16 protein-coding genes are annotated in these 21792 nt (G+C 35.1%); 6 read left to right on the top strand and 10 right to left on the bottom strand.

Annotation, left to right across the window (positions count from 1 at the left end; translation table 11 throughout):
• Positions 1-11 precede the first annotated feature (11 nt).
• The 3 genes from porM to M0M57_RS03330 all read left to right on the top strand — a co-directional run bounded on the left by porM (position 12) and on the right by M0M57_RS03330 (position 3638).
• Complete coding sequence (gene porM, locus M0M57_RS03340; protein WP_248435363.1) at positions 12-1562, top strand: type IX secretion system motor protein PorM/GldM; 1551 nt, start codon at positions 12-14, stop codon at positions 1560-1562.
• Positions 1563-1609: 47 nt separating this feature from the next.
• A complete protein-coding gene (gene porN / locus M0M57_RS03335; RefSeq protein WP_248435361.1) occupies positions 1610-2524 on the top strand; it encodes a type IX secretion system ring subunit PorN/GldN in 915 nt (304 codons plus the stop codon).
• 61 nt (positions 2525-2585) lie between these two features.
• On the top strand, positions 2586-3638 hold the full coding sequence (locus M0M57_RS03330; RefSeq protein WP_248435359.1) for an NAD(P)/FAD-dependent oxidoreductase: 1053 nt from the start codon (positions 2586-2588) through the stop codon (positions 3636-3638).
• Here the strand turns inward: M0M57_RS03330 and M0M57_RS03325 are convergent.
• A complete protein-coding gene (locus M0M57_RS03325) occupies positions 3635-4024 on the bottom strand; it encodes a DUF983 domain-containing protein (protein ID WP_248435357.1) in 390 nt (129 codons plus the stop codon). The two genes, M0M57_RS03330 and M0M57_RS03325, sit on opposite strands and share 4 nt — an antisense overlap.
• A 66-nt stretch (positions 4025-4090) precedes the next feature.
• Here M0M57_RS03325 and M0M57_RS03320 point away from each other — a divergent pair, with 66 nt between their 5' ends.
• Positions 4091-6001 carry an ABC-F family ATP-binding cassette domain-containing protein gene (locus tag M0M57_RS03320; protein ID WP_248435355.1) on the top strand — a complete coding sequence of 637 codons (1911 nt, stop codon included), beginning with the start codon at positions 4091-4093 and terminating at the stop codon, positions 5999-6001.
• Between the two features lie 381 nt (positions 6002-6382).
• Here the strand turns inward: M0M57_RS03320 and M0M57_RS03315 are convergent, their stop codons facing one another.
• On the bottom strand, positions 6383-7531 hold the full coding sequence (locus M0M57_RS03315; protein ID WP_248435353.1) for a GNAT family N-acetyltransferase: 1149 nt from the start codon (positions 7529-7531) through the stop codon (positions 6383-6385).
• 83 nt (positions 7532-7614) lie between these two features.
• On the opposite strand from M0M57_RS03315, the gene M0M57_RS03310 reads away from it, so the two are divergent.
• Entirely contained in the window at positions 7615-7890 is a 276-nt protein-coding gene (locus M0M57_RS03310; RefSeq protein ID WP_248435351.1) for a 4a-hydroxytetrahydrobiopterin dehydratase, read from the top strand.
• Here M0M57_RS03310 and M0M57_RS03305 read toward each other — a convergent pair.
• From M0M57_RS03305 to M0M57_RS03290, 4 genes are all read right to left on the bottom strand, one after another.
• Entirely contained in the window at positions 7887-8372 is a 486-nt protein-coding gene (locus M0M57_RS03305) for a DUF1761 domain-containing protein (protein ID WP_248435349.1), read from the bottom strand. The two genes, M0M57_RS03310 and M0M57_RS03305, sit on opposite strands and share 4 nt — an antisense overlap.
• 88 nt (positions 8373-8460) lie before the next feature.
• A complete protein-coding gene (locus tag M0M57_RS03300) occupies positions 8461-9768 on the bottom strand; it encodes a TolC family protein (protein WP_248435347.1) in 1308 nt (435 codons plus the stop codon).
• A 7-nt stretch (positions 9769-9775) separates the two neighbouring features.
• Positions 9776-12871 carry an efflux RND transporter permease subunit gene (locus tag M0M57_RS03295; RefSeq protein WP_248435345.1) on the bottom strand — a complete coding sequence of 1032 codons (3096 nt, stop codon included), beginning with the start codon at positions 12869-12871 and terminating at the stop codon, positions 9776-9778.
• Between the two features lie 5 nt (positions 12872-12876).
• Complete coding sequence (locus tag M0M57_RS03290; protein WP_248435343.1) at positions 12877-13938, bottom strand: efflux RND transporter periplasmic adaptor subunit; 1062 nt, start codon at positions 13936-13938, stop codon at positions 12877-12879.
• 284 nt (positions 13939-14222) lie between these two features.
• Here M0M57_RS03290 and M0M57_RS03285 point away from each other — a divergent pair, with 284 nt between their 5' ends.
• Positions 14223-15077: a leucine-rich repeat domain-containing protein gene (locus M0M57_RS03285; protein ID WP_248435342.1), complete on the top strand. Its 855-nt coding sequence runs from the start codon at positions 14223-14225 to the stop codon at positions 15075-15077.
• A gap of 313 nt (positions 15078-15390) precedes the next feature.
• On the opposite strand, the gene M0M57_RS03280 is transcribed toward M0M57_RS03285, so the two are convergent.
• The 4 genes from M0M57_RS03280 to M0M57_RS03265 all read right to left on the bottom strand — a co-directional run bounded on the left by M0M57_RS03280 (position 15391) and on the right by M0M57_RS03265 (position 21724).
• Entirely contained in the window at positions 15391-17055 is a 1665-nt protein-coding gene (locus tag M0M57_RS03280; protein WP_248435340.1) for a sodium/sugar symporter, read from the bottom strand.
• Positions 17056-17073: 18 nt separating this feature from the next.
• Positions 17074-18123, bottom strand: coding sequence for a UDP-glucose--hexose-1-phosphate uridylyltransferase (locus M0M57_RS03275; protein WP_248435338.1), 1050 nt, complete (start codon positions 18121-18123; stop codon positions 17074-17076).
• An 87-nt stretch (positions 18124-18210) separates the two neighbouring features.
• Entirely contained in the window at positions 18211-19392 is a 1182-nt protein-coding gene (galK, locus tag M0M57_RS03270) for a galactokinase (RefSeq protein ID WP_248435336.1), read from the bottom strand.
• Position 19393: 1 nt separating this feature from the next.
• Positions 19394-21724: a glycoside hydrolase family 2 protein gene (locus M0M57_RS03265; RefSeq protein ID WP_248435334.1), complete on the bottom strand. Its 2331-nt coding sequence runs from the start codon at positions 21722-21724 to the stop codon at positions 19394-19396.
• Positions 21725-21792: the final 68 nt, after the last annotated feature.

The raw sequence follows: 21792 nt of genomic DNA, 5'->3' as shown, positions 1-21792 counted from the left end.
ACTAATTAGAAATGGCAGGAGGAAAATTAACCCCTAGACAGAAGATGATTAACCTGATGTACTTGGTTTTCATCGCGATGTTGGCACTTAACATGTCAAAAGAAGTACTATCGGCATTTGGATTATTTAATGAAAAATTTGAAAAATCGAATATTGCTGCGGTACAAACTAATCAACAAATCTTAGATGCTTTAAAACAAAAAGCTACTGATGATGCTGCCAACTTTGCTGAGCCGAAGAAAGTAGCTGATAAAGTGGTAGCACTAACAAAATCATTCTATGATTATGTTGGTAGTTTAAAAGCCGGTATAACAGAAGGTGTTGAGGTAGATGAAGAAACAGGTAAACTTCCTTACGAAGCAATGGATAAAGCAGATGCTATTGACTATACATGGTTCAAAGGTGATGGTTATACTGATAAAGGTAAAGAGGTTTTAGCTACGATCAACAAGTATAGAGAAGACATGAAAGCTGCAATTGGAAAAGACAAAAAATATTCTCCAATTATTGCCGATTTAGAATCAAAGTTTAATACTGATGATGTTAAAAACAAAGAAGGAATTACTGTTCCATTCTTAGATTATCATTACAGAGGTTTTCCTGGAATTGCATCATTAACTAAGCTATCTGCAATGCAAAGTGATGCTAAAACTGCTGAGTCAAATGTGTTAAATGCATTGATTGGTAATACAGCTATCGCACAAGCTTCTATGAGTAAATATAAAGCGATTGTAGTTTTAGATAAAAATGCATTCTTCCAAGGTGAAACAGTAACTGGTAGAGTTGTTTTGGGTCGTTATGATGATTCAACAGTTCCTACTAAAGTTGTAGTAAACGGAAATAATGTGCCAATTGAAAACGGTCAAGCTATTATTAAGTTTGGTGCCGGTAGCATTGGAGAGCAAAAAATTAATGGTGAATTTACCTTTATGGAAGATGGTAAACCAGTGCCAATTCCAATTGAAGGAAACTATGTTGTAGTTCCTCAACCAAAAGAAGCAACAATTTCTGCTGACAAAATGAATGTTGTTTATAGAGGTGTTGTAAACCCAATGACTATTTCTTTCGCCGGAGTTTCTGACACTGATGTAACCGCATCAGGTCCAGGTTTAAGTAGAGCTTCCGGAACAGGAAAATATAACATGAGCCCAGGTCAAGGTACTGAAGCTGTAATCAACGTTACTGCTAAATTGCCAGGAGGAAAAACGGCAAGTTCTAAAAAAGTATTCAGAATCAAAGGTATTCCTGCACCAGTAGGAACTATCGGTGGAGAAATGTATGGTGCAAAAGGTCAAAAATCGCGATTAGCTGTTTCTCAAATTGGTGCTAAACTTCCTGATTTTGATTTTGATGTTAATTTAACGGTTACTGGTTTTACATTTAAAGCTCCAGGTCAAGCTGCAGTAATTGTAAATGGTAATAGAGTAAATTCTCAATGTGAAGCTGCAATGGCTAGAGCATCAAGAGGAGATGCAGTAACTATTACTGACATTAAAGTAAAATTAGAAGGTTCTAACATTATGTTGCCTAGAACAGCACCTATCGTTTACGAAATACAATAATTTTAATACTGCCACGTTATTTATAAATAACCTACAAAAGAATAAAGATGAAGTTAAATACAATAGTAGCATGTTTGTCAATCTTGTTTGTTTCGCAAATGAGTCATGCACAGTCAAATCTGTTAAATGCAAAAACACCGGAAGAAATTGGTAAAAAAACTGCCGCTCAAATGGAGGCAGATAATGACAAGCCACTTCAATATGGCTATGTTCATGACAGAGATGTATTGATGGGTAAAATGGTTTGGGAAATCATCGATTTAGATGAGAGAGTTAATTTCCCTCTTTATTTTCCTGTTGATACTGCTAATATTGGCAAAGATAGACGATCTTTATTTGACGTGTTATTGAAAGAGATTAAGTCTGGTAGAATCACAGAAGTTTATTACGATGATTATTTCAATTCTAAAAAGACTTTGTCAGATATGTCATCTTCATTTACTTATATTGATACAACAAATGCAGGTAGAGAAGAAATTAATACTTACTTCGATGATTATAAATCTGGAGCCAAAGTTCTAGATCCTCAGTATATCGATAAAAGAGAGTTAGGTTCTATTGACGTATCTGGATACAAAATCAAAGGATATTGGTATTTTGATAAACGTCAAGGTGAAATGAAATACCGTTTATTAGGTATTTGTCCGGTTTCCCCTGAAGCTAGAGAGGTGGGTACTGATAATCCTGATGTAATCGAATTGTTTTGGGTGTATTTCCCATCAACAAGAGATGTATTACACGAATGGAAAGCATTCAACGATAAGAACTCGGCTATGCCAATCACGTTTGACCACTTGTTAAACTCGCGTCGCTTTAGTGGTGTGATTTACAAAGAAGAAAATGTGTACGGAGATAGACAAATTCAAGAATACATGAAGGATAACGCTCTTAATCAACTTTTAGAATCTGAAAGAGTGAAAGAGAAAATCAGAAACTTTGAACAAGATATGTGGAATTACTAATTCCAAAAATTAAATAACAAAAAACTCTTACTTCACGGTAAGAGTTTTTTATTTTTGCACTATGACAGATTATTTACTTGTTGGTGCCGGTCTAGCCGGAATAGCCTTTGCCGAAATCGCTCTGCAAAACAACAAATCAATTCACATTTTTGATAACAAATCGCAAAACTCGTCCACGATTGCTGGAGGTTTGTATAATCCGGTTATTTTAAAACGATTTAGCGAAGTATGGCGTTCCCAAGAACAAGTTGATTTAGGTAATCAATTTTATACTCAACTCGAAGAAAAACTGAAAGTAAAATTAGATAATAAAATTCCAATTTATCGAAAGTTGTATTCCGTTGAAGAACAAAACAATTGGTTCATAGCATCTGATAAACCAAACCTAGCTCCATTTATTTCACCAAAAATTAGTTTTGATAAATATGAAGGTATCACTTCTCCATTTGGTTTTGGAGAAGTATTGCAATCAGGATATGTTGACACAGCCTCATTATTAAAAAATTATCACGCTTATTTAGTCGAATCAAATCTTTTACAATTCGATGTATTTCAATATAAAGATTTAATTATAAAAGAAGATTTCATCGAATATAAAAATCACCTATACAAAAACGTCATCTTTGCAGAAGGATTCGGAATACATTCAAATCCGTATTTTTCAAATTTGCCGCTAGACGGAACAAAAGGTGAATTGTTAATCATCAAATCAAAAGAATTAAAACTAGATGTAATTCTAAAATCATCCGTCTTTATAATTCCTTTAGGAAATGATTTGTTCAAAGTAGGAGCAACCTATAATTGGGAAGATAAAACCGCAACACCAACCGAAGAAGGCAAAAACGAACTTTTATCTGACCTCAAATCGCTTCTTACCGCAGAATTTGAAGTAATCGAGCATTTAGCAGGCGTAAGACCAACCGTTAAAGACAGACGACCAATGTTAGGAACACATCCAAAACATCCAAAATTACACGTCCTAAATGGCTTAGGGACACGTGGCGTGATGCTTGCTCCCGATATGGCAAAAATGTTATTTGAGAATATTGAAAATGAAATTCCTTTGGATAAAGAAATAGACATCAAACGTTTTAAAAAAATCAGTTGGGATTAATGCTTAGTTTCTTTCCAATTTTTGTCATAATGAACAAACATATTAATCCAAATATTTCTCGCTAAACGCAAAATGATCGGAAAACCAAGAATCAATGTTGCAACAATCGCAATAAAAGAATGAATTAAACCAAGACCAAAAAAAACATTGGCGATGATAAAAGCAGCAACGCCAAAAGCAATACTTAATCCGTAGCTCACATACATTGCACCATAAAAAAAGGATGGTTCCATTTTATATCGTGTACCACAATGGCTACAAGTTTCGTGCATTTCAAAAATTTTACCCATTTTAAATGGATTTTTTTCCAAATACATACTTTCTTCGTGGCATTTTGGACAACTTCCTGTTAAAATGCTATTCAGTTTGGATCCTTTTTTTAACATTTGCAAAAATTTTATACAAAGGTACCATTTATACATATCATCCTTTGTAACATTTGTAACAATATTATGCTAAATATACACAATTTATCGGTCTCCTTTGGAGGAACATTTTTATTTGAAGAAGTCACTTTCCGTCTCGGATCAGGTGACAGAGTTGGACTAGTGGGAAAAAATGGTGCCGGTAAATCAACGATGCTCAAAATTCTGGCAGGCGATTTCAAACCTGATTCCGGAAGTATCGCCACCGAAAAAGAAGTAAAAATGGGTTTTCTTCGTCAAGACATCGATTTTGAACAAGGAAGAACCGTTTTAGAAGAAGCCTATCAAGCCTTCGAAGAAATCAAAAAAACCGAAAGGAGAATTGATGAAATCAACCATCAATTAGCCACTAGAACCGATTATGAAAGTCAAACCTATTCTGAATTAATCGACGAATTAAGCGATGTAAATCATCATTACGAAGTTTTAGGCGGTTATAATTATGTGGGCGATACCGAAAAAATTCTCCTAGGTTTAGGTTTCAAACGCGAAGATTTTGAAAATCAAACCGAAACTTTTTCAGGTGGATGGCGAATGCGAATTGAATTAGCCAAATTACTTTTGCAATCCAACGATATTTTGCTTCTCGATGAGCCAACCAACCACCTCGATATCGAAAGTATCATTTGGTTAGAGGGATTTTTACGCAATTTTCCCGGAGTAGTTGTGATTGTTTCGCACGATAAAATGTTTTTGGACAATGTAACCAATCGAACCATCGAAATTTCACTCGGAAAAGCCTACGATTTCAACAAACCGTATTCACAATATTTAGTTTTAAGAGAAGAAATTCGCGAAAAGCAATTGGCTACCCAAAAAAACCAAGCCAAAAAAATTGAAGAGACCGAAAAATTAATCGAAAAATTTAGAGCCAAAGCTTCCAAAGCATCAATGGCTCAATCGTTAATTAAAAAACTAGATAAAGTAGAGCGAATTGAAGTGGATGAAGACGATAATTCAGTGATGAATATTTCTTTTCCCGTTTCGCAAACGCCCGGTCGAGTAGTCATCGAAGCCGAAAATGTAACCAAAGCTTATGGCGATAAAACCATTCTAAAAGACATTTCGTTATTGGTTGAACGTGGAAGTAAAATCGCTTTCGTTGGTCAAAATGGTCAAGGAAAATCAACGTTTATCAAAGCCATCGTCAACGAATTCAAATACCAAGGCTCAATAAAACTCGGACATAACGTGCAATTGGGTTATTTTGCCCAAAATCAAGCCGAGTATTTAGACGGAGAAATCACGTTGTTAGAAACGATGGTAAACGCCGCAACCGACAGCAATCGTTCGAAAGTTCGCGATATGTTAGGTTCATTTTTGTTCCGTGGCGATGACGTAGAAAAAAAGGTGAAAGTACTTTCCGGAGGCGAGCGAAACCGTCTGGCTTTGTGTAAATTATTGCTCCAGCCAATCAACGTTTTACTGATGGATGAGCCAACCAATCACTTAGATATTAAATCAAAAAACGTTCTAAAAGCGGCTTTAAATAAATTTGAAGGAACCTTATTGTTGGTTTCTCACGACAGGGATTTTCTTCAAGGAATGGCTAACACGGTCTATGAATTCAAAGACCAAAAAATCCGTGAATATTTGGGCGATATCAACTTCTTCTTGGAACAACGCAACGCGATGAATATGCGTGAAATCGAGAAAAAAGATGTGGTTGCCAACACAAATTCTAACAAAGATTCAAAATCCATTTCCTACGAAGACCAAAAGAAAAGCAAATCGCTTCAAAACCGTTTGAGTAAAATCGAAAGCCAAATCAAGCAACTCGAAATCGACATTCAAAACGACGACAAAGCCTTGGCTTCCAATTACGACAAACACGTTGAAGATGCCAATTTCTTTGTGGCTTACAACAAGAAAAAACAAGAATTAGACAAATTATTAGAAGACTGGGAAGTAGTTCAGGGCGAAATTGATGCTATGTAGCCAATCCAGCTTTCCGTTCCAAGTTTTTATGTTTTTTGCCAAAAATTTATCAGGGTTACAAGAGCTTCCGTTGGTCGCTTTGTAACCCTGTAAATTTTAAGGCAAAAAACACAAAAAGCTTTCCACTGCAATCTGGGCTAGGGGTTGCGGGTTTGAAAGTTACGGGTTGCGGGTTTCGAGTTTCAAGTCACTTTAACTAATACAAGTTTTCATAAGCTTTGTGCCTTTCTTTCTTTGTGGCAAAAAAGTCACTGTCTTAGTCTAGTTTTGTCATTCTGAAAGATGACGAAGTCGAAAAAAGACACGAGCGATAGCGAACTGGCGAAGCAATCTCCCGCCTAGGCGGGCAAAACCCGTAACCCGCAACTTTCAAACCCGCAACTATTTAAACGGATTTCGTTCCTTCCACTCCGTCTCCGGTTCCAAATAACAAAACAACTGCTCCATTTTTCGATTAATCAACCCATTCGAATGCTGAATGTAGCCCACCATTTCCTCCGGTTTTGCACCCACCGAACTTTTGATTTCCAAAGCAGTTCTGGCAAAAATAATTTCCTTAAAACCTTTATTAATCGAATACGCAATCATATCATACAACATATTCAAATACAACATTTTTTCCCGCTGAATGGTTTCGTCATAACCTAAAAAATAGGTGTCCATCTGACTTCCGTTTTTTATCAACGTATTAAAACCGATTAGTTTTTCATTTTCAAAATAACCATAAAACAAGAATTTATCTTTCAGTTGTGATTTCATTACGCCAAAATGATTCTTAGCCAAAAAGAACGTATTGAACGGAGCATTTTTTGCCACGTGAAAATACAATTCATAAATTGTATCCTCCTGAGCAATAATTTCTTCCAAATTCATTTTTCGTTTTTCAATTCCTTCGGCTTTTTTACGGCAACGTTTGTATTGATCACGGTATTTTTTAGATAACGAAGCAATGTAATCATCAAAGGTCAACCAATTTTCAGAAACCTTGAAAACCATATTCGGTTGTGTAGAAAATTGATAAAACGGTTCAAATTCTTTCTCAGGAAAATGATTGATTTCAGTTTTATCAAAATCTTTATAAGTTGTCAAATGAACTTTTTTGCCTCTTTTTTTCAAAATCAACTTAATTTCCAATTCAGCTTGACGAAGTAATTCAATTCCTTTCTCTATTTCAATTTCATCCGAAAAAGAAAAAGCATTTTGACCCGTTAACATATTATTTCCAATAAATAAAACGTGTGAACAGAAATTTTTGAAAATAAAATTCCGAACTGCTGTCTTAACACATTTATCTCTTTCTCCGAATGATTCCAATTTGTTCAAATCCAAAAATTGAGCAAGAGCAATTCCGACTAATTTATCATTTTTGTAAAAACTGATAAAAAAGCAATCCATATTTTTGGGTTTAGACTGTTCTAAAACAGCTAAATATTCTCTCGCCAAAAAGATATTTGATGTGGCTAATGCATTCCAATCGATTGGCAAATCATTAGTTGAAGTAACTATTTTGAACAAACAGGAAGATTCCAAATGAAGAATGTTATTTTAAGCCATAAAGTTAAAGTTTGAAAAAGAATAATAAATGTTATTTAACTTTATATAAATAAAAAAAAATGAAAACATTTACTGAAAAAACGATTCAAGATGAACTTGAACAATTAAACGATTGGAAATTTAAAAATAATTCCATCCAAAAAGAATTTGAATTTAAAGATTTTTCTAAAGCTTTAGCATTTATTGTCCAAATAGGGATTTTTGCCGAAAAGCAAAATCACCATCCGGAAATTAAAAATGTGTACAACAAAGTTTCGCTCCGATTAACGACGCACGATAGCGATGGTGTAACCGAAAAAGATATTAAATTGGCGTTAGCTATTGATAAAATTTAAACCCAACCGCAAACAATTGCTCCCATAATTGTCATCACTACAATCCAATAACCGCTATGGATAAGAATATACTTCCACGATTTTCTTTCAAACAATCCATTGATAGCAATTAGCGGAAATGCGAGGAATAATCCGGACATTGATCCATGCAAAGCTCCATGTTTAAATGTTCTGAAAGCTGTGCCGTAGTCTGCCATGAATGCTGAGTAAGATGGTAAAGCAGTATCTACTAATTGCGGCCCGCCAATCATTCCTAACGCACCAAATTGATGAATGGTTAAAAGTTGCATGACCATGCCAATCATGACGGAAAAAATGTAAGTTAGCCCAAAAATTTTAACCATACTACCTTTTTTCAAATCTTCTTCGGTTAAGCCGGTTTCTTTCATCCAAGCCTTTCCAAACAAAGGACCATACCAAATAAATCCAACAAGCAATGTGGTTAATGCGGCCACAAAAACAGGGTAAAAGTTCATTTCCATACGATAAGAGTTTTTGATTATTGACTCAAATGTAGAATTTTATTAAATAACTTGTTATAGAAATGATAAAAAAAACTATTGAAAATTATTAAAAAGACAAACTTCCAGCCAATTCTCTTAAGCTGATTTCAGATTGTTTAGTCTGCAATTCTGCCGATGATAGACGAATTACAGCATTGCCATAATTTTCTTGAGCAGTTCGAAATTCAATCGGAGCAACTGACCCAATTTTGAATTTTTCTAACGTGATTTCTAAATTTTGTTTGGCAATTCCTTCATTTTTTCTTTCTAATTCAAGTAATGAAAGATTTGATAGATAGGATTGATATAACGTTGCCAATTGTGATTGAACGATTTGAGCTTGTCTTTCAATTTGCAATTGTGTATTTTCTAATTGAATTTTGGCTACTTTTTCGTTTCGGTTCTGATTGAAACCGTCAAATATATTTAGAGTTGCCGAAAAACCATACACAAAATTTCGTCCGGTAGATTCGGTAACGAAACCAAACGGTGTTTGCGAACGAATTAAATTATAACCACCTAAAAGACTAACTGTGGGAAAACGATTGGCTTTGACTTGCTTCAATTCATATTCCTGAATTTTTTTGTTTATGTATTGAATTTGAAGTTGTGGATTTTGCTTTTCTGCAGATGAAAGAAGATCCGGTAATAATAGTGAACTATCTATCGAAATAACATCTGAAACTTTAAAATCGGTATCTAAAGGACGAACCAAAAGCTCATTTAACGTTACTTTTGAAATGCTATATTGTTCATTTAATTGAATTTTGGCAGATAAATCCGCATTCAAATCAACTTCTGCATTCAACACTTCTAATTTAGAAGCTTTTCCGATTGTAAGACGATTTTTAGCTGTTTTCAAACGAAATTCAGAAACAGAAATAATGCTGTCAATCATTTTAAGTTGTTGCTGTTGAGTGGATAATGTGAAATACGTTTGATAAACAGCACTTACTCTACTCAAAACTGAAAGTTTTAATTCAGTGGCTCCTAAGTTTTGCAATTCTTTTAGCTGATTATGACGAGCAAACATTCGAAAACCATCAAAAATGGTCCATTCTATTCCAACACCATAATTAATATTTACGTTTTGAGCACCGTCAATTTCAATTTCGTTACCACTTGCTTGTGTTTGAGTCTGGTTTAAAATAGTGTTATTGTTAGTAACGGTACCATTAATATTAGGAAGCATTCCGGCATTTCCAATAGTCACATTTTCTTGATCAATTCTCAATTCATTTTTAGCGATGCGAATATCAAAATTGTTTTCAAGTGTTAGGGAAACCGCTTCTTCAAGTGTTAAAACAGGTTGAATTTGACTCCACACCGGAAATCCAATCAAGAAAATTATATAGGATAGAAGTATTTTTTTCATAACTAATTTAAACAGATTCTTTATCGTATTGGTCTAAATTATCAAACTCTGGACGATGTTTTTTCTCTCTTGACCACATTAAATAAACGGCCGGAATTACATAGAGAGTCAAAATTAACGAGAAAATTGTTCCGCCTACAATTACAATTCCCATTCCCATTCTACTTTGAGAAGCTGCTCCAATGGAAACTGCAATTGGCATCGCACCTAACGCTAGTGTTAAACTTGTCATTAAAATGGGTCGCAATCGTGACTCGGAAGCTTCCATTACGGCATCGTATTTGGATTTTCCCTGTTCGCGTAATTGGTTGGCAAATTCTACAATCAGAATTCCGTTCTTAGTTACCAAGCCAATCAGCATGACGGTACCAATTTGACTAAATATATTCCAAGTTTGACCGAATAACCATAGTGAAAATAAAGCTCCGGCAACAGCCATTGGAACAGTTAAGATGATGATAAACGGATCAATAAAACTTTCAAATTGTCCGGCTAAGATGAGGAAAATCAACAATAAAGCTAATCCAAATGCAAACATTGTATTTGAACTACTTTCAGCAAAATCGCGTGATTCTCCACCTAGGTCGGTTGTAAACGTTTCGTCTAATACTTTTTCTTTGATGCGTTCCATGGCTTCAATTCCATCACCAATACTTTTTCCGGGAGCTAATCCGGCCGAAACGGTAGCCGACATATATCGATTATTATGGAATAATTGTGGTGGACTGCTTTGTTCTTCAATTGTTACAACATTATCCAATTGGATTAATTCTCCTGATCTGTTTCGAACAAAAATTGCTGCTAAGTCTAATGGTTGATCACGATCTTTTTGATCAAATTGACCAATGACTTGGTATTGTCTTCCATTCATTAAAAAATAACCAAAACGTTGACCACTCAAAGAAAGTTGAATGGTTTGTGCTACGTCTAAAACAGAAACGCCTAATGATTCTGCTTTTTCACGGTTAATGGTAATGTAAATTTCAGGTTTATTGAATTTCAAATTCACATCCGTAATCGAAAAAGTCGGGTCTTTGGATGCTTCTTCCATAAATTCCGGAATTTTTTCTTCGAGCATTTGAAAGTTTTTTGCTTGAATTATAAATTGAACTGGCAAACCACCACGACGATTTACAGAAATAGTAGGTTGTTCTGAAACAGATGTTTTGGCATCGTTGTACCCTTTGGTTAAACCGGTCAATTTTTGTGCAATTTCTTTTTGCGAACGTTCTCTATCTGCAGGGTCAACTAACGAAAGTCGAGCAAATCCACGATTGACAGAACCGGCACTAAATCCGGGTGAAGTAACAATTAAACTCACGTTTTTTTCAGGAATAGAATCGGTAATTAGTTGTGAAACATCTTGCATAAAACGGTCCATATAATCATAGGTTGCACCTTCTGGTCCGGTTACATTCAATAAAATCATACTTCTATCGTCATACGGTGCTGTTTCTTTTTGTAACGTAACGTAAAATAAAGCCGAAAGTCCTAAACAAATAATCAAAATAGGAAAGCTCAACCATTTTTTCTTCATGAATTTTTCTAATGTCGAAGCATAACCTTTATTTAAGTTTTCATAAAAAGGTTCTGTCATTTCATAAAACTTGGAACGTTTTTGTTTTCCGCCTTTCATCAAATAAGCATTTAGCATTGGCGTTAAACTCAATGATACAAAGGCAGAAATGAGCACGGCTGCTCCAATGACAATGCCAAATTCTCGGAATAATCGTCCCACAAAACCTTCTAAAAATATAATTGGTAAAAAAACGGCAGCCAATGTAATTGAGATAGAAATGACGGCAAAAAATATTTCATTCGAACCTTTGATTGCCGCTTCTATAGGCGACATACCTTCTTCTACTTTTTTGAAAATGTTTTCAGTTACTACAATTCCATCATCCACGACCAGTCCGGTTGCTAAAACAATCGCTAATAAAGTCAGTACGTTAATGGAAAATCCACAAATATACATAATGAAAAAAGTTGCCATCAAAGAAACCGGAATATCGATTAATGGTCGAATAGCAATTGCCCAATCTCTAAAAAATAAATAGATTACTAATGTCACTAAAATTAATGCAATTAATAATGTTTCGGCAACTTCGTGAATCGCTTTTTTAATAAAAAGTGTCGTATCAATGGCTACATTAAGTTCGAAATCGCCGGGTAATTCTTTCTTTAATTGTTCGTATTGTTTGTAAAATTCTTCCGAAATATCAAGGTAATTTGTTCCCGGTTGCGGGGTTACAGCCAATCCAATCATAGTTTGACCGGAATCGCTCAATCGTGTTTCTAAGTTTTCGGCTTCTAAACTGGCTTTGGCAACATCACTCAATCGAACAATTTTATCGCCTTCGGATTTTACAATTATATTATTAAAATCTTCTTCGTTTGAGAGATTTCCTAATGTTTTTACCGTTAATTCAGTATTGTTTCCCGTTAATTTTCCGGAAGGAAGTTCAACATTTTGACTGCTTAATGCGTTTAAAACATCAGAAGCAGTACAACCATAAGCCGATAATTTGACAGGGTCTATCCATAATCGCATGGCGTATTTTCGTTCTCCCCAAATTCGAACGCTACTAACTCCGGGAATGGTTTGCAAGCGTTGCAAAATAACATTTTCTGCATAATCGGTGAGTTCCAAAACGTTTTTGTTGGCACTCTTCATCGTCATTGTCAGAATCGGATCAGAATCGGCATCAGCTTTAGATACAACTGGGGGAGCCGTTAAATCTTGTGGAAGATTTCTAATAGATTGCGACACTTTATCTCGAACGTCATTGGCTGCTTCTTCGAGATTTTTATCTAAATTAAATTCAATGGAAATCACACTTGAACCTTGTGCACTGGTAGAAGAAATATTCCTAATTCCATCAATCGAGTTAATGGCTTTTTCGAGCGGTTCAGTAATCTGTGATTCAATAATATCGGCATTTGCACCGGTATAACTCGTTTGTACCGTGATTTGTGCCGGATCAATCGATGGGAATTCACGAACGCCTAAGTAAGTAAATCCAATAATTCCAAACAATAGAATGATCAAATTCATTACAATGGCTAAAACAGGTCGCTTGATGCTTAAGGTTGATAAACTCATGCGATTTAGTTTTTGGTTAAATTAACTTTGACATCAGCACCTGGTTTTACGGCCATAATTCCTGATGTAATAAGTGTGTCGCCAATTTTTAGTCCGGATGTGACTAAAATTTCTTTTTCATTTCGATTGCCGGTTTCAATAATAACTTCTTTTGCTTTTCCTTTTTCAACAACAAAAACTTTTTTACCGTTTTGAATTGGGATAATTGCTTCAGTTGGAATTAAAATAGCATCATCTAAATTTTCCAGTGGTAATGAAATGTTAGCAAAAGTTCCGGGTATTAATTTACCTTCTTTATTTTCAGCAATGGCTCGCACTTGTAATGTTCTGGTTGTTAGTTCAACGGCAGGCTCAATGGCATAAATTGTAGCAGAATATGATTCTTTTCCTCCCGCAGTAGTAAAGCTTAATTTCGAATTAATCTTCATCAAAGAAGCATATTTTTCCGGAATTGAAAAAGTGATTTTTACTTGTGTGTTGTTAACTAATTTGGCGATTACTGTTGTGGGTGTAACATACGTACCCGGAGAAATTGATCGTAAACCTATTCGGCCCGAAAAAGGAGCAACAATAGAAGTTCGTGCGATTTGTGCCTGAATTAATTGTGATTGAGCTTTTGCTGATTGAAATTCGGCCGATGCAATTTCATATTCTTCTTGACTGATGGCTTCTTTTTCTAACAATAATTTGGCTCTTCTTTCATTTTCTGAGGCCAAATTTTGCATTGTTTTGGCTTGCGAGAATTGAGCTCTTAATTCTATATCGTTGACCTTGATTAATTGCTGACCTTTATTAACAACACTTCCTTCTTGAAAGTAAATTCCTTGGACAACACCTGAAACTTCACTTCTTAATTCAATTTGTTCGTTGGCATCAATGCTTCCGGAAAGTGTTAATTCGTTAGAAAACTTTTTAGGTTGAATCACAATTCCATTTGTATTTGCAATTGTTTTTGTAACTCCGTTTTTATTTGAATTGTCTTTCTCTTTATTACTAAAAATCCGATATACGATCAACGCAACTAATCCCACTAATAGGAGAATTAAAACAATATTTTTTATTTTCATAGTGAAGTCAAATAGGTATTGGGTTAATTATGGTATCGGACAAATTTACTTTATATAAAATTAAATGTTTTTGAGGTTAATCTTTATTTAACATAATTTACTGATAATTAACAAATGTTTGAAGACGGCATATTAATTATTTTAAACCTCTTAAAATTTTAATCATATTTTTGTAAGAAAAGTTAAAGAATATGTTATAATAAACGCATTTCATCGATAATATTTGCATTTGAACGAAATAATTATATATATTTACTTCATCAAACCCCAAATTTAATTGATACATGAAAACTTTTACATCTATATTACTCGTTTTCTTTTTAACTTTATCAGCTTTTGCCGAAGTATCTCCTTCTGAAAGAGAAGCTTTAATTAAACTGAATCAATCAACCAACGGAAGCCAATGGAAAATGAAATGGGATTTATCCGCAGCAGTTTCTACTTGGTATGGTGTTAAGATTAAAGACAATAAAGTGATTGGTTTAGCTTTGCCAAATAATAACTTAGACGGACAAATTCCTACTGAAATTTCTAAACTACAGTATTTAGAAACTTTAAACTTATTTAAAAATAACCTTTCCGGTAATTTGCCTGCTTCAATTGGTGAATTGAAAAGCCTTCAAACGTTGAATATTTCGTTTAACAAGTTAACAGGTTCTATTCCTGCTTCATTAGGTAAAGCAACTTCGTTAAAGGTTATTGAATTGTATATGAATTCACTAACAGGTTCTTTACCACAAGAAATTGGGCAATTAACACAATTGGAGAATCTTTCTCTTTTTAATAATTCATTGCAAGGAGAATTACCAAGTTCATTATATAGCTTAAAAAACTTAAAAGTTTTGATGCTCAACAGCAATAATTTCTCAGGAAAATTGAGCTATGAAATTGAAAATTTGAAAGCTCTTGAAAACTTGAGTTTATTTGAAAACAATTTTGTTGGTCAAGTTCCTTTTGAAATTGAGAAACTGGACAACTTAAAAGAAATGAATATATCATACAACAAGTTCAATGGATTGATATCGTATGCTTTGGCAAAGAAAGATACTTTCCAAATGACCATGTTAAACGATAAAGGAGTTGCGGTACGTTTACCGTTGATTACCGACAATACTGGAGTAGTAGGTACTCCGGATTAATTTTCCAAAACACAAATACCAACCCCACTAAAAAACTTGCTATCCCCAAATAGCAAGTTTTTTTATTTTGGGACAATGAGATAATGTGGCAATTTGTCAATTAGTTGATGGGTCAATTTGTCAATGTGGGAAAATGAGGGATTGCAAATTAGTGTTATCCGCTAAAGTCTTTTTGTAATTTAAGTAGTTGTATGCTAAAGTTACGTTTTTGAAAGGCTTTCGTCTTTAAGGTGTTTTCCATATACTATCCTTATTTCGGATTGGAAGATAATATAACGCATTCAACAATCAAATTAGAAAGTTAAGACAGATTTTATTTCCAAAAGAACGCATACAAGAAGACCAACACAATCATTACCGCGAAAGCACTAATGTTGAAAGTTGAAGTTGTTTTGAATGTTTCTCTTCGCAATTCAAATCCTTTGCTGTCATCAACACCTTTGTTCTGAAACCAGCTGATTAAGGCGATAATTGCCATTGTGAGTAAGGTTGTATAGCCCATTTGATCTAAGAAAGGAACACTTGGGAAAATGCCTTCTAGTGAAGTTCCGGCTGCCCATCCTTTCGGACCAATTTTAAAGAACATCGCAATTGGAATAGAGAGTAATGCTCCCCAAATTGCTGCTTTGTTTGTGGTTTTTTTCCAAAACAGACCTAATACAAAAATGGCTAAAATACCCGGACTCACCACACCGGTATATTCTTGAATAAATTGGAATGCCTGATTGATTCCGCCTAATAATGGAGCAACAATTGCACCTATTGTCAAAGCAACAGCAGCCGTAATTCGTCCTACTTTTACTGTGTTTTTATCGTCTGAGTTTTTATTGATGTATTGTTTGTAAATGTCCATCGTGAAAATGGTTGAAGTAGAATTCAGCATCGAAGCCAAAGAAGACACAATTGCCGCTGTTAATGCCACAAAAGCCAATCCTTTAAGTCCGGTTGGTAAAAACTGAATTAGCCAAGGATAAGCTTTATCAGCCGCACCATCACTCGGAATATTGATTAAACCATCTGCTCCTAAACGAGCTAACATTTCAGGATCATTTACAATTACATACGCCGCAATTCCCGGAATTACTACGATGAATGGAATTAATAATTTTAGAAAAGCCGCCAATAAAATTCCTTTTTGAGCTTCTTTTAATGATTTTGCAGCTAATGCTCGTTGAATGATGTATTGATTGAATCCCCAATAGTATAAATTCGCCACCCAAAGTCCGCCAATTAAAACGCCAATTCCCGGTAAATTCAGGTATTCGGGATTTGATTCATCCAAAATCATCGAAAATTTTGACGGTGCTTTATCGTATATAATTCCCAATCCTTCTACCATTCCTTCTCCGTTTGAGACCGTGTTTAATGCCAAATACGTTGTGGCTAAACCACCAAAAACCAAGAAAACCACTTGAATGGAATCGGTCCAAGCAATTGAAGCTAATCCACCATATAGCGAATAAGCTGCTGCAAATAATGACAATCCGATAATCGCCCACATCATATCTACACCCATCACGGTATTCATCGCCAAAGCACCTAAATATAACACAGAAGTAATGTTGACAAACACATACAACGCCACCCAAAATACAGCTAAAATGGTTTTTAAATTGGTAGAAAATCGTTTTTCCACAAATTCCGGAATGGTATAAATTCCTTTTTCAATAAAAATGGGAAGAAAATATTTTCCCACAATGATTAACGTAATGGCCGCCATCCATTCATACGAAGAAATCGCTAAACCTACTGCAAAACCTGAACCTGACATTCCAATGAATTGCTCGGCAGAGATATTAGCAGCAATCAACGAAGTTCCAATTGCCCACCACGGTAATGATTTGCTGGCTAAGAAATAATCCTCTGCATTTTTTTGATGCCCTTTTTTATCGCGAGACATCCAAAGTCCGACTCCTAAAATTAAGATAGCATAGCATACAAAAACAACGTAATCTAATGTTTCAAAACCTGTATTCATGGAAAAAGGGTTAGGTTATTATTTTAATTTATAATGCAAGGTAGGTAATTCACGTAAAACAGCTGCACTTTTTTCCGGTGAAATGTCTCGTTGAGCTTCGCCTAGCATTTCATAGCCCACCATGAATTTTTTTACCGTTGCACTTCGTAATAAAGGCGGATAAAAATGCATGTGAAAATGCCATTCCGGATGAGCTAAACGATCCGTTGGTGCTTGATGAATACCGGACGAGTAGGGGAAAGAAGTTTCAAAAAGATTGTCATATTTAACAGTAATCGTTTTTAAAATTTCGGCAAATGCCACTGTTTCCTCCTTGGTCATGGCAATGATGGTTCCGAAATGTCTTTTGCTGATTATCATTGTTTCATAGGGCCATGTTGCCCAAAACGGAACGACCACAGCAAAATGATTGTTTTCATACACCAACCGTTCTTTTGATTTTAATTCTTCGTCTAAATAATCCTTTAAAAGACTTACTTTATTTTGTTCGTAATATTTTTCAAGATTTTTTTGCGTTTTTTCCACTTGGGTTGGTAAGGACGATTGAGCCCAAATTTGTCCGTGCGGATGCGGATTACTGCAACCCATGACTGCACCTTTGTTTTCGAAAATTTGTACGTGGTTGATGAAATCGTAATTGCCTAACTCTATATATTGTTCTTTCCACGTTTGAATGACTTTTTCAATGTCACCGATTTCCATCTCAGGAATAGTCAAATTGTGCTTGGGTGAAAAACAAACCACTTTGTTAATTCCACGTTCCGGTTTGAGTTTAAAAAGGGGAGAAGTAGATGCAGAATTTTGTTCAACTTCTTCGTTTAATAAAGCCGAAAAATCGTTTTCAAACACATAGCAATCGGTGTATTCGGGGTTTTTAGTTCCGTTAGAGCGTTCATTTCCCGGACACAAATAACACGTTGGATCATATTCCGGAAGCGATTCGGTAGAATGAGTTTCTTTTTGACCTTGCCACGGACGTTTCGTTCTATGGGGAGAAACCAAAATCCATTCATCCAAAAGTGGGTTATAACGGCGGTGTGGATGTTCGTTGGTGTTGAATTGTTGCATGTTTTTTTATTTCAAAGACGCAATTTAGAATTGTTATCTTTTGTATTCGTTAAACCTGACAGGTTTCAAAAACCTGTCAGGTTTGAATTATTTAATTATTTTCGTTTTAACTTTAGAAGTTCCTTTGGCAATTTTTACTTTGTAATGATTCAACTGTATGCCGAATTTTTGTAAATAAGCTTCTGAAATTTTTACAAATAGTGTTTCTTCGCTACCTTTTTCAACTAAGTTGATTGAGCAACCACCAAAACCGCCACCCATCATTCGTGAACCGATTACTTGCTTTTCGTTTCTAACAAAATCAACTAAAAAATCGACTTCTTCGCAACTTACTTCGTATTCTTTCGATAAGCCTTCGTGTGTTTCAAACATTAGTTTACCCAGTTCTTCAAAATTATTTCGGTCTAAGGCATACACCGCTTCATTCACTCTTCGAATTTCATTTATCACAAAATGGCAACGTTTATAAATCGTTTCCTCTAATTCTTCTTTCAATTCATTCAATTGAGTTTCTGTGCAATCTCTGAATGTTTTAATGAGTGGAAATCGATTTTTTATAATCGCTAACCCTTTTTCCACTTCTTCTCTTCGGGTGTTGTAGCCTGAGGTAAGGTGCGTATGTTTTACGTTACTGTCGATTAAAAGTAAGGAATATTTTTTAAAATCTGCTGAATGGTATTCATGTTCTAATGAAGTGCAATCTAACTTGATGACTTTGTTTTTTTTGCCAAACACACTGGCAAATTGATCCATGATGCCGCATTTTACACCTACAAAAGTATGTTCTGATTTTTGACCAATCAAGGCAATTTCTTCTCGTGATAAGCCTAATTTGAATAGTTTATTCAACGCATAACCAAATCCGCATTCTAAGGCTGCTGACGATGAAAGTCCTGCTCCCATTGGAATAGTACTGCTAAACACAATGTTAATTCCTTTTAATGAAAAGTTGCGTTCTTTGAGTTGATGCAAAACCCCTAACATGTAGTTGACCCACATTTTGTCAACGGGTTTTACTTCGTCTTTCCAGTTGAACTGATAGGATTCATTCAAATCTTTGGCCACCACCGTACATTCATCATTTTCCGATTTTGAAATGGCAAAGCAAATGTATTTGTTGATGGCAGCCGGTAACACAAAACCATCATTATAATCCACATGTTCACCGATAATATTAATTCTTCCCGGAGAAAGAAAAACTGCTTCCGGTTCGTGTTGGAAAATTGTTTTAAAATGTTCCGTCGTAGCGGAAATTAATTTCTTCTTCATCTTATTTCAGTTCAAGCGTAGTTTCTTTCAGGTTGGCTGATTTAGCTTTGATTTTAATTGGTTTTTTGAAGTTTTTTGTACGAAGTAAAATCGTAGCAATACCTGCTTCGGCAGTAACCGGATTTTGTCCGATTAACTCGGCATTTTCTCCTTCAATTGAAAATTCTACTGAATTAGTTGCACCCGAAACAATGGTTCCGTTTGCATCCATAATTGAAGCATAAATAAATACAACATCAGGAAATTCCGGATTGATTTTTATGTTTGATTCATCAAAAGTCAATTGAATAGCACTTGGTGTTTCTGCCGATTTTACAGTATGTTCGCCTACTTTTTTCCCATCTAAAAACCCTTCTGCTCGTAACGTTCCTTTTTGAAAAGCAGGAATTTTAAACACAAAAGGCGGATGAGGTAATTCTTCTGAAAATGCTGTTACTGTTTGTTTTTGTTTCCCAATCAATTCATCATTCAAGTACAATGCAACTTCATCGCAATTGCTAAAAACTGTTATATCTAAACTTGATTTTTCATTCCAATAATTGGCGATATAGACCATCGGACCAGAAACTAAATCATCGTTTAATTTCACCGTTGGCGAACGTTGGCTTTGGTAGAAATAATGAGCAAATTTTGGTATTCTGAAAATATCGCTGATGCCCGAACTTTCAATATCATCGGCATAACCACGGTTATAATCAAACATTAGCCAATTGGCTTGACCAATGGTATGTTTTCCTTTTAAATTTGAATTGAAGGCTTCTTGGTAATTGAAGGCTTGTTGCAACAATCGTTTTTCGCCAAAACCACGCAATTGACGGCTCGTGCGTTCGTCTTCTTTTAAGTTTGAATAGGCGGTTTGATTGAAGCCTGCATTTTGAGCATAATATTCCCAATCGCCATATTCGGCAATAAATATTTTGCGGTTTCCTTTTTCGTAGTTGTTCCAATAGTCGGGAGCTTTTCCGTGTTGACGAGCAGGTATGTAAATGTCGTAATTCGGATTGTCTATCCAACCAGCAGTGTAAACATGAGCATAAGGCAATTCGGCTTTTAAAATTTCATTGGCTTTTTTCATGTAGGGTTCTTTGATGTCACTTTCGTTCAGCGAAACTTCCCAAAAAATAATACTTGGATGATTTCTGTCTCTTCTTGAAAAATCGCGGATTTCCTGATAGGAGTTTTCAATGAATTTTTCATCACCCACAAATTGCCAACCGGAGATACAATTCATTACTAACAGTCCTACTTCGTCACACGCATTCAAAAAAGCTTCTGTTTGCGGATAATGTGACAAACGAACAAAATCGAAACCGGCATTTTTTATTTTTACAGCATCTCTGTAATTGGCTTCGTCTGAAAGAGCATAACCAATGTAGGGATATTCCTGATGGCGATTGGTTCCGTTGATGAATATTTTTTTATCATTTAAATAGAAGCCATCTGCTTTTAGTTCTGCTTTTCGGATTCCGGTTTTGATGGTTTGGCTGTCTACGGTATTATTTTCAGAAATTACATTGACAATAACTTCATACAAATCAGGTTGTTCAATTCCCCATAAAGTGGGATTTGGAATTTCAATGTTTTGGATGATGGATTCATCAGATTTTGAAGCAATCATCACTTCTTTAGAGGTGAATTCAGTTTTCTTATTGTTAGATGAAAAAGTAATTCCTAACTTAATTTTTTTAGGTTCATCGGTTTCATTTTTTACATGTACTTTGATGATTCCGCTTGCTTTTTCATTAGAAATTTTATCAAAATGAACCAAAATTCCACCACCATTCGTTTGATTGGCATGCACCGCATCGGTGATGTAAACCGGATTGGTTTTTAGTAAATAGACATTGCGATAGATTCCGCCATAATAATTAAAATCCAATGTTTTTAAGGTTTTTCCGGGTGGGATTTGCGGATTGTCTTCGTTGTTGACTTTGACAATTATTGTGTTGTTTTTTTCTTGAACAAAATCGGTTGCATCCACTGTAAAAGGTAAATAGCCGCCTTGGTGATGGGTTACGAATTTACCGTTTATCCACACCCAGGCTTCGTGCATGACACCTTCAAAATAGAGGAATACTTTTTCGTTTTTTACTATTTCAACATCAAATTTCTTTTGATACCAACAATCGCCTTGCCATTGGTTGTTGACCACCAAAGGTTCAATTTGTGCGGTGTGTGGAATGCTTACTTTTTCCCAGTTTAATGCTGTGGAATCTTTAGTAAATGTCCAATCGGAACCAAAGTTGGTTTTTGTACGATTGGAGTTGATTACTTCTTTACCACAGGAAAAGACGACAGCAGAGGTTATGAATAGGATTAGGTATTTTTTCATTATACTAAATGATGATTATTTATTTTGACTGTATAAGTAACGTAAGTTTTAAGTCGTTTCACTCCTTG

Origin of the sequence: Flavobacterium azooxidireducens, from assembly GCF_023195775.1 — a bacterium.
Taxonomy (GTDB): domain Bacteria; phylum Bacteroidota; class Bacteroidia; order Flavobacteriales; family Flavobacteriaceae; genus Flavobacterium; species Flavobacterium azooxidireducens.
This window is presented reverse-complemented; position numbering and strand designations above follow the sequence as displayed.

Bases quoted from the DNA above. Each gene is read 5' to 3' on its own strand.
- M0M57_RS03325 (WP_248435357.1), bottom strand. From the start codon at position 4,024: ATGTTAAAAAAAGGATCCAAACTGAATAGCATTTTAACAGGAAGTTGT.
- M0M57_RS03290 (WP_248435343.1), bottom strand. From the start codon at position 13,938: ATGAAAATAAAAAATATTGTTTTAATTCTCCTATTAGTGGGATTAGTT.
- M0M57_RS03280 (WP_248435340.1), bottom strand. From the start codon at position 17,055: ATGAATACAGGTTTTGAAACATTAGATTACGTTGTTTTTGTATGCTAT.
- M0M57_RS03295 (WP_248435345.1), bottom strand. From the start codon at position 12,871: ATGAGTTTATCAACCTTAAGCATCAAGCGACCTGTTTTAGCCATTGTA.
- M0M57_RS03330 (WP_248435359.1), top strand. From the start codon at position 2,586: ATGACAGATTATTTACTTGTTGGTGCCGGTCTAGCCGGAATAGCCTTT.
- M0M57_RS03305 (WP_248435349.1), bottom strand. From the start codon at position 8,372: ATGGAAATGAACTTTTACCCTGTTTTTGTGGCCGCATTAACCACATTG.
- M0M57_RS03275 (WP_248435338.1), bottom strand. From the start codon at position 18,123: ATGCAACAATTCAACACCAACGAACATCCACACCGCCGTTATAACCCA.
- M0M57_RS03310 (WP_248435351.1), top strand. From the start codon at position 7,615: ATGAAAACATTTACTGAAAAAACGATTCAAGATGAACTTGAACAATTA.
- porN (WP_248435361.1), top strand. From the start codon at position 1,610: ATGAAGTTAAATACAATAGTAGCATGTTTGTCAATCTTGTTTGTTTCG.
- galK (WP_248435336.1), bottom strand. From the start codon at position 19,392: ATGAAGAAGAAATTAATTTCCGCTACGACGGAACATTTTAAAACAATT.
- porM (WP_248435363.1), top strand. From the start codon at position 12: ATGGCAGGAGGAAAATTAACCCCTAGACAGAAGATGATTAACCTGATG.
- M0M57_RS03300 (WP_248435347.1), bottom strand. From the start codon at position 9,768: ATGAAAAAAATACTTCTATCCTATATAATTTTCTTGATTGGATTTCCG.
- M0M57_RS03320 (WP_248435355.1), top strand. From the start codon at position 4,091: ATGCTAAATATACACAATTTATCGGTCTCCTTTGGAGGAACATTTTTA.
- M0M57_RS03265 (WP_248435334.1), bottom strand. From the start codon at position 21,724: ATGAAAAAATACCTAATCCTATTCATAACCTCTGCTGTCGTCTTTTCC.
- M0M57_RS03285 (WP_248435342.1), top strand. From the start codon at position 14,223: ATGAAAACTTTTACATCTATATTACTCGTTTTCTTTTTAACTTTATCA.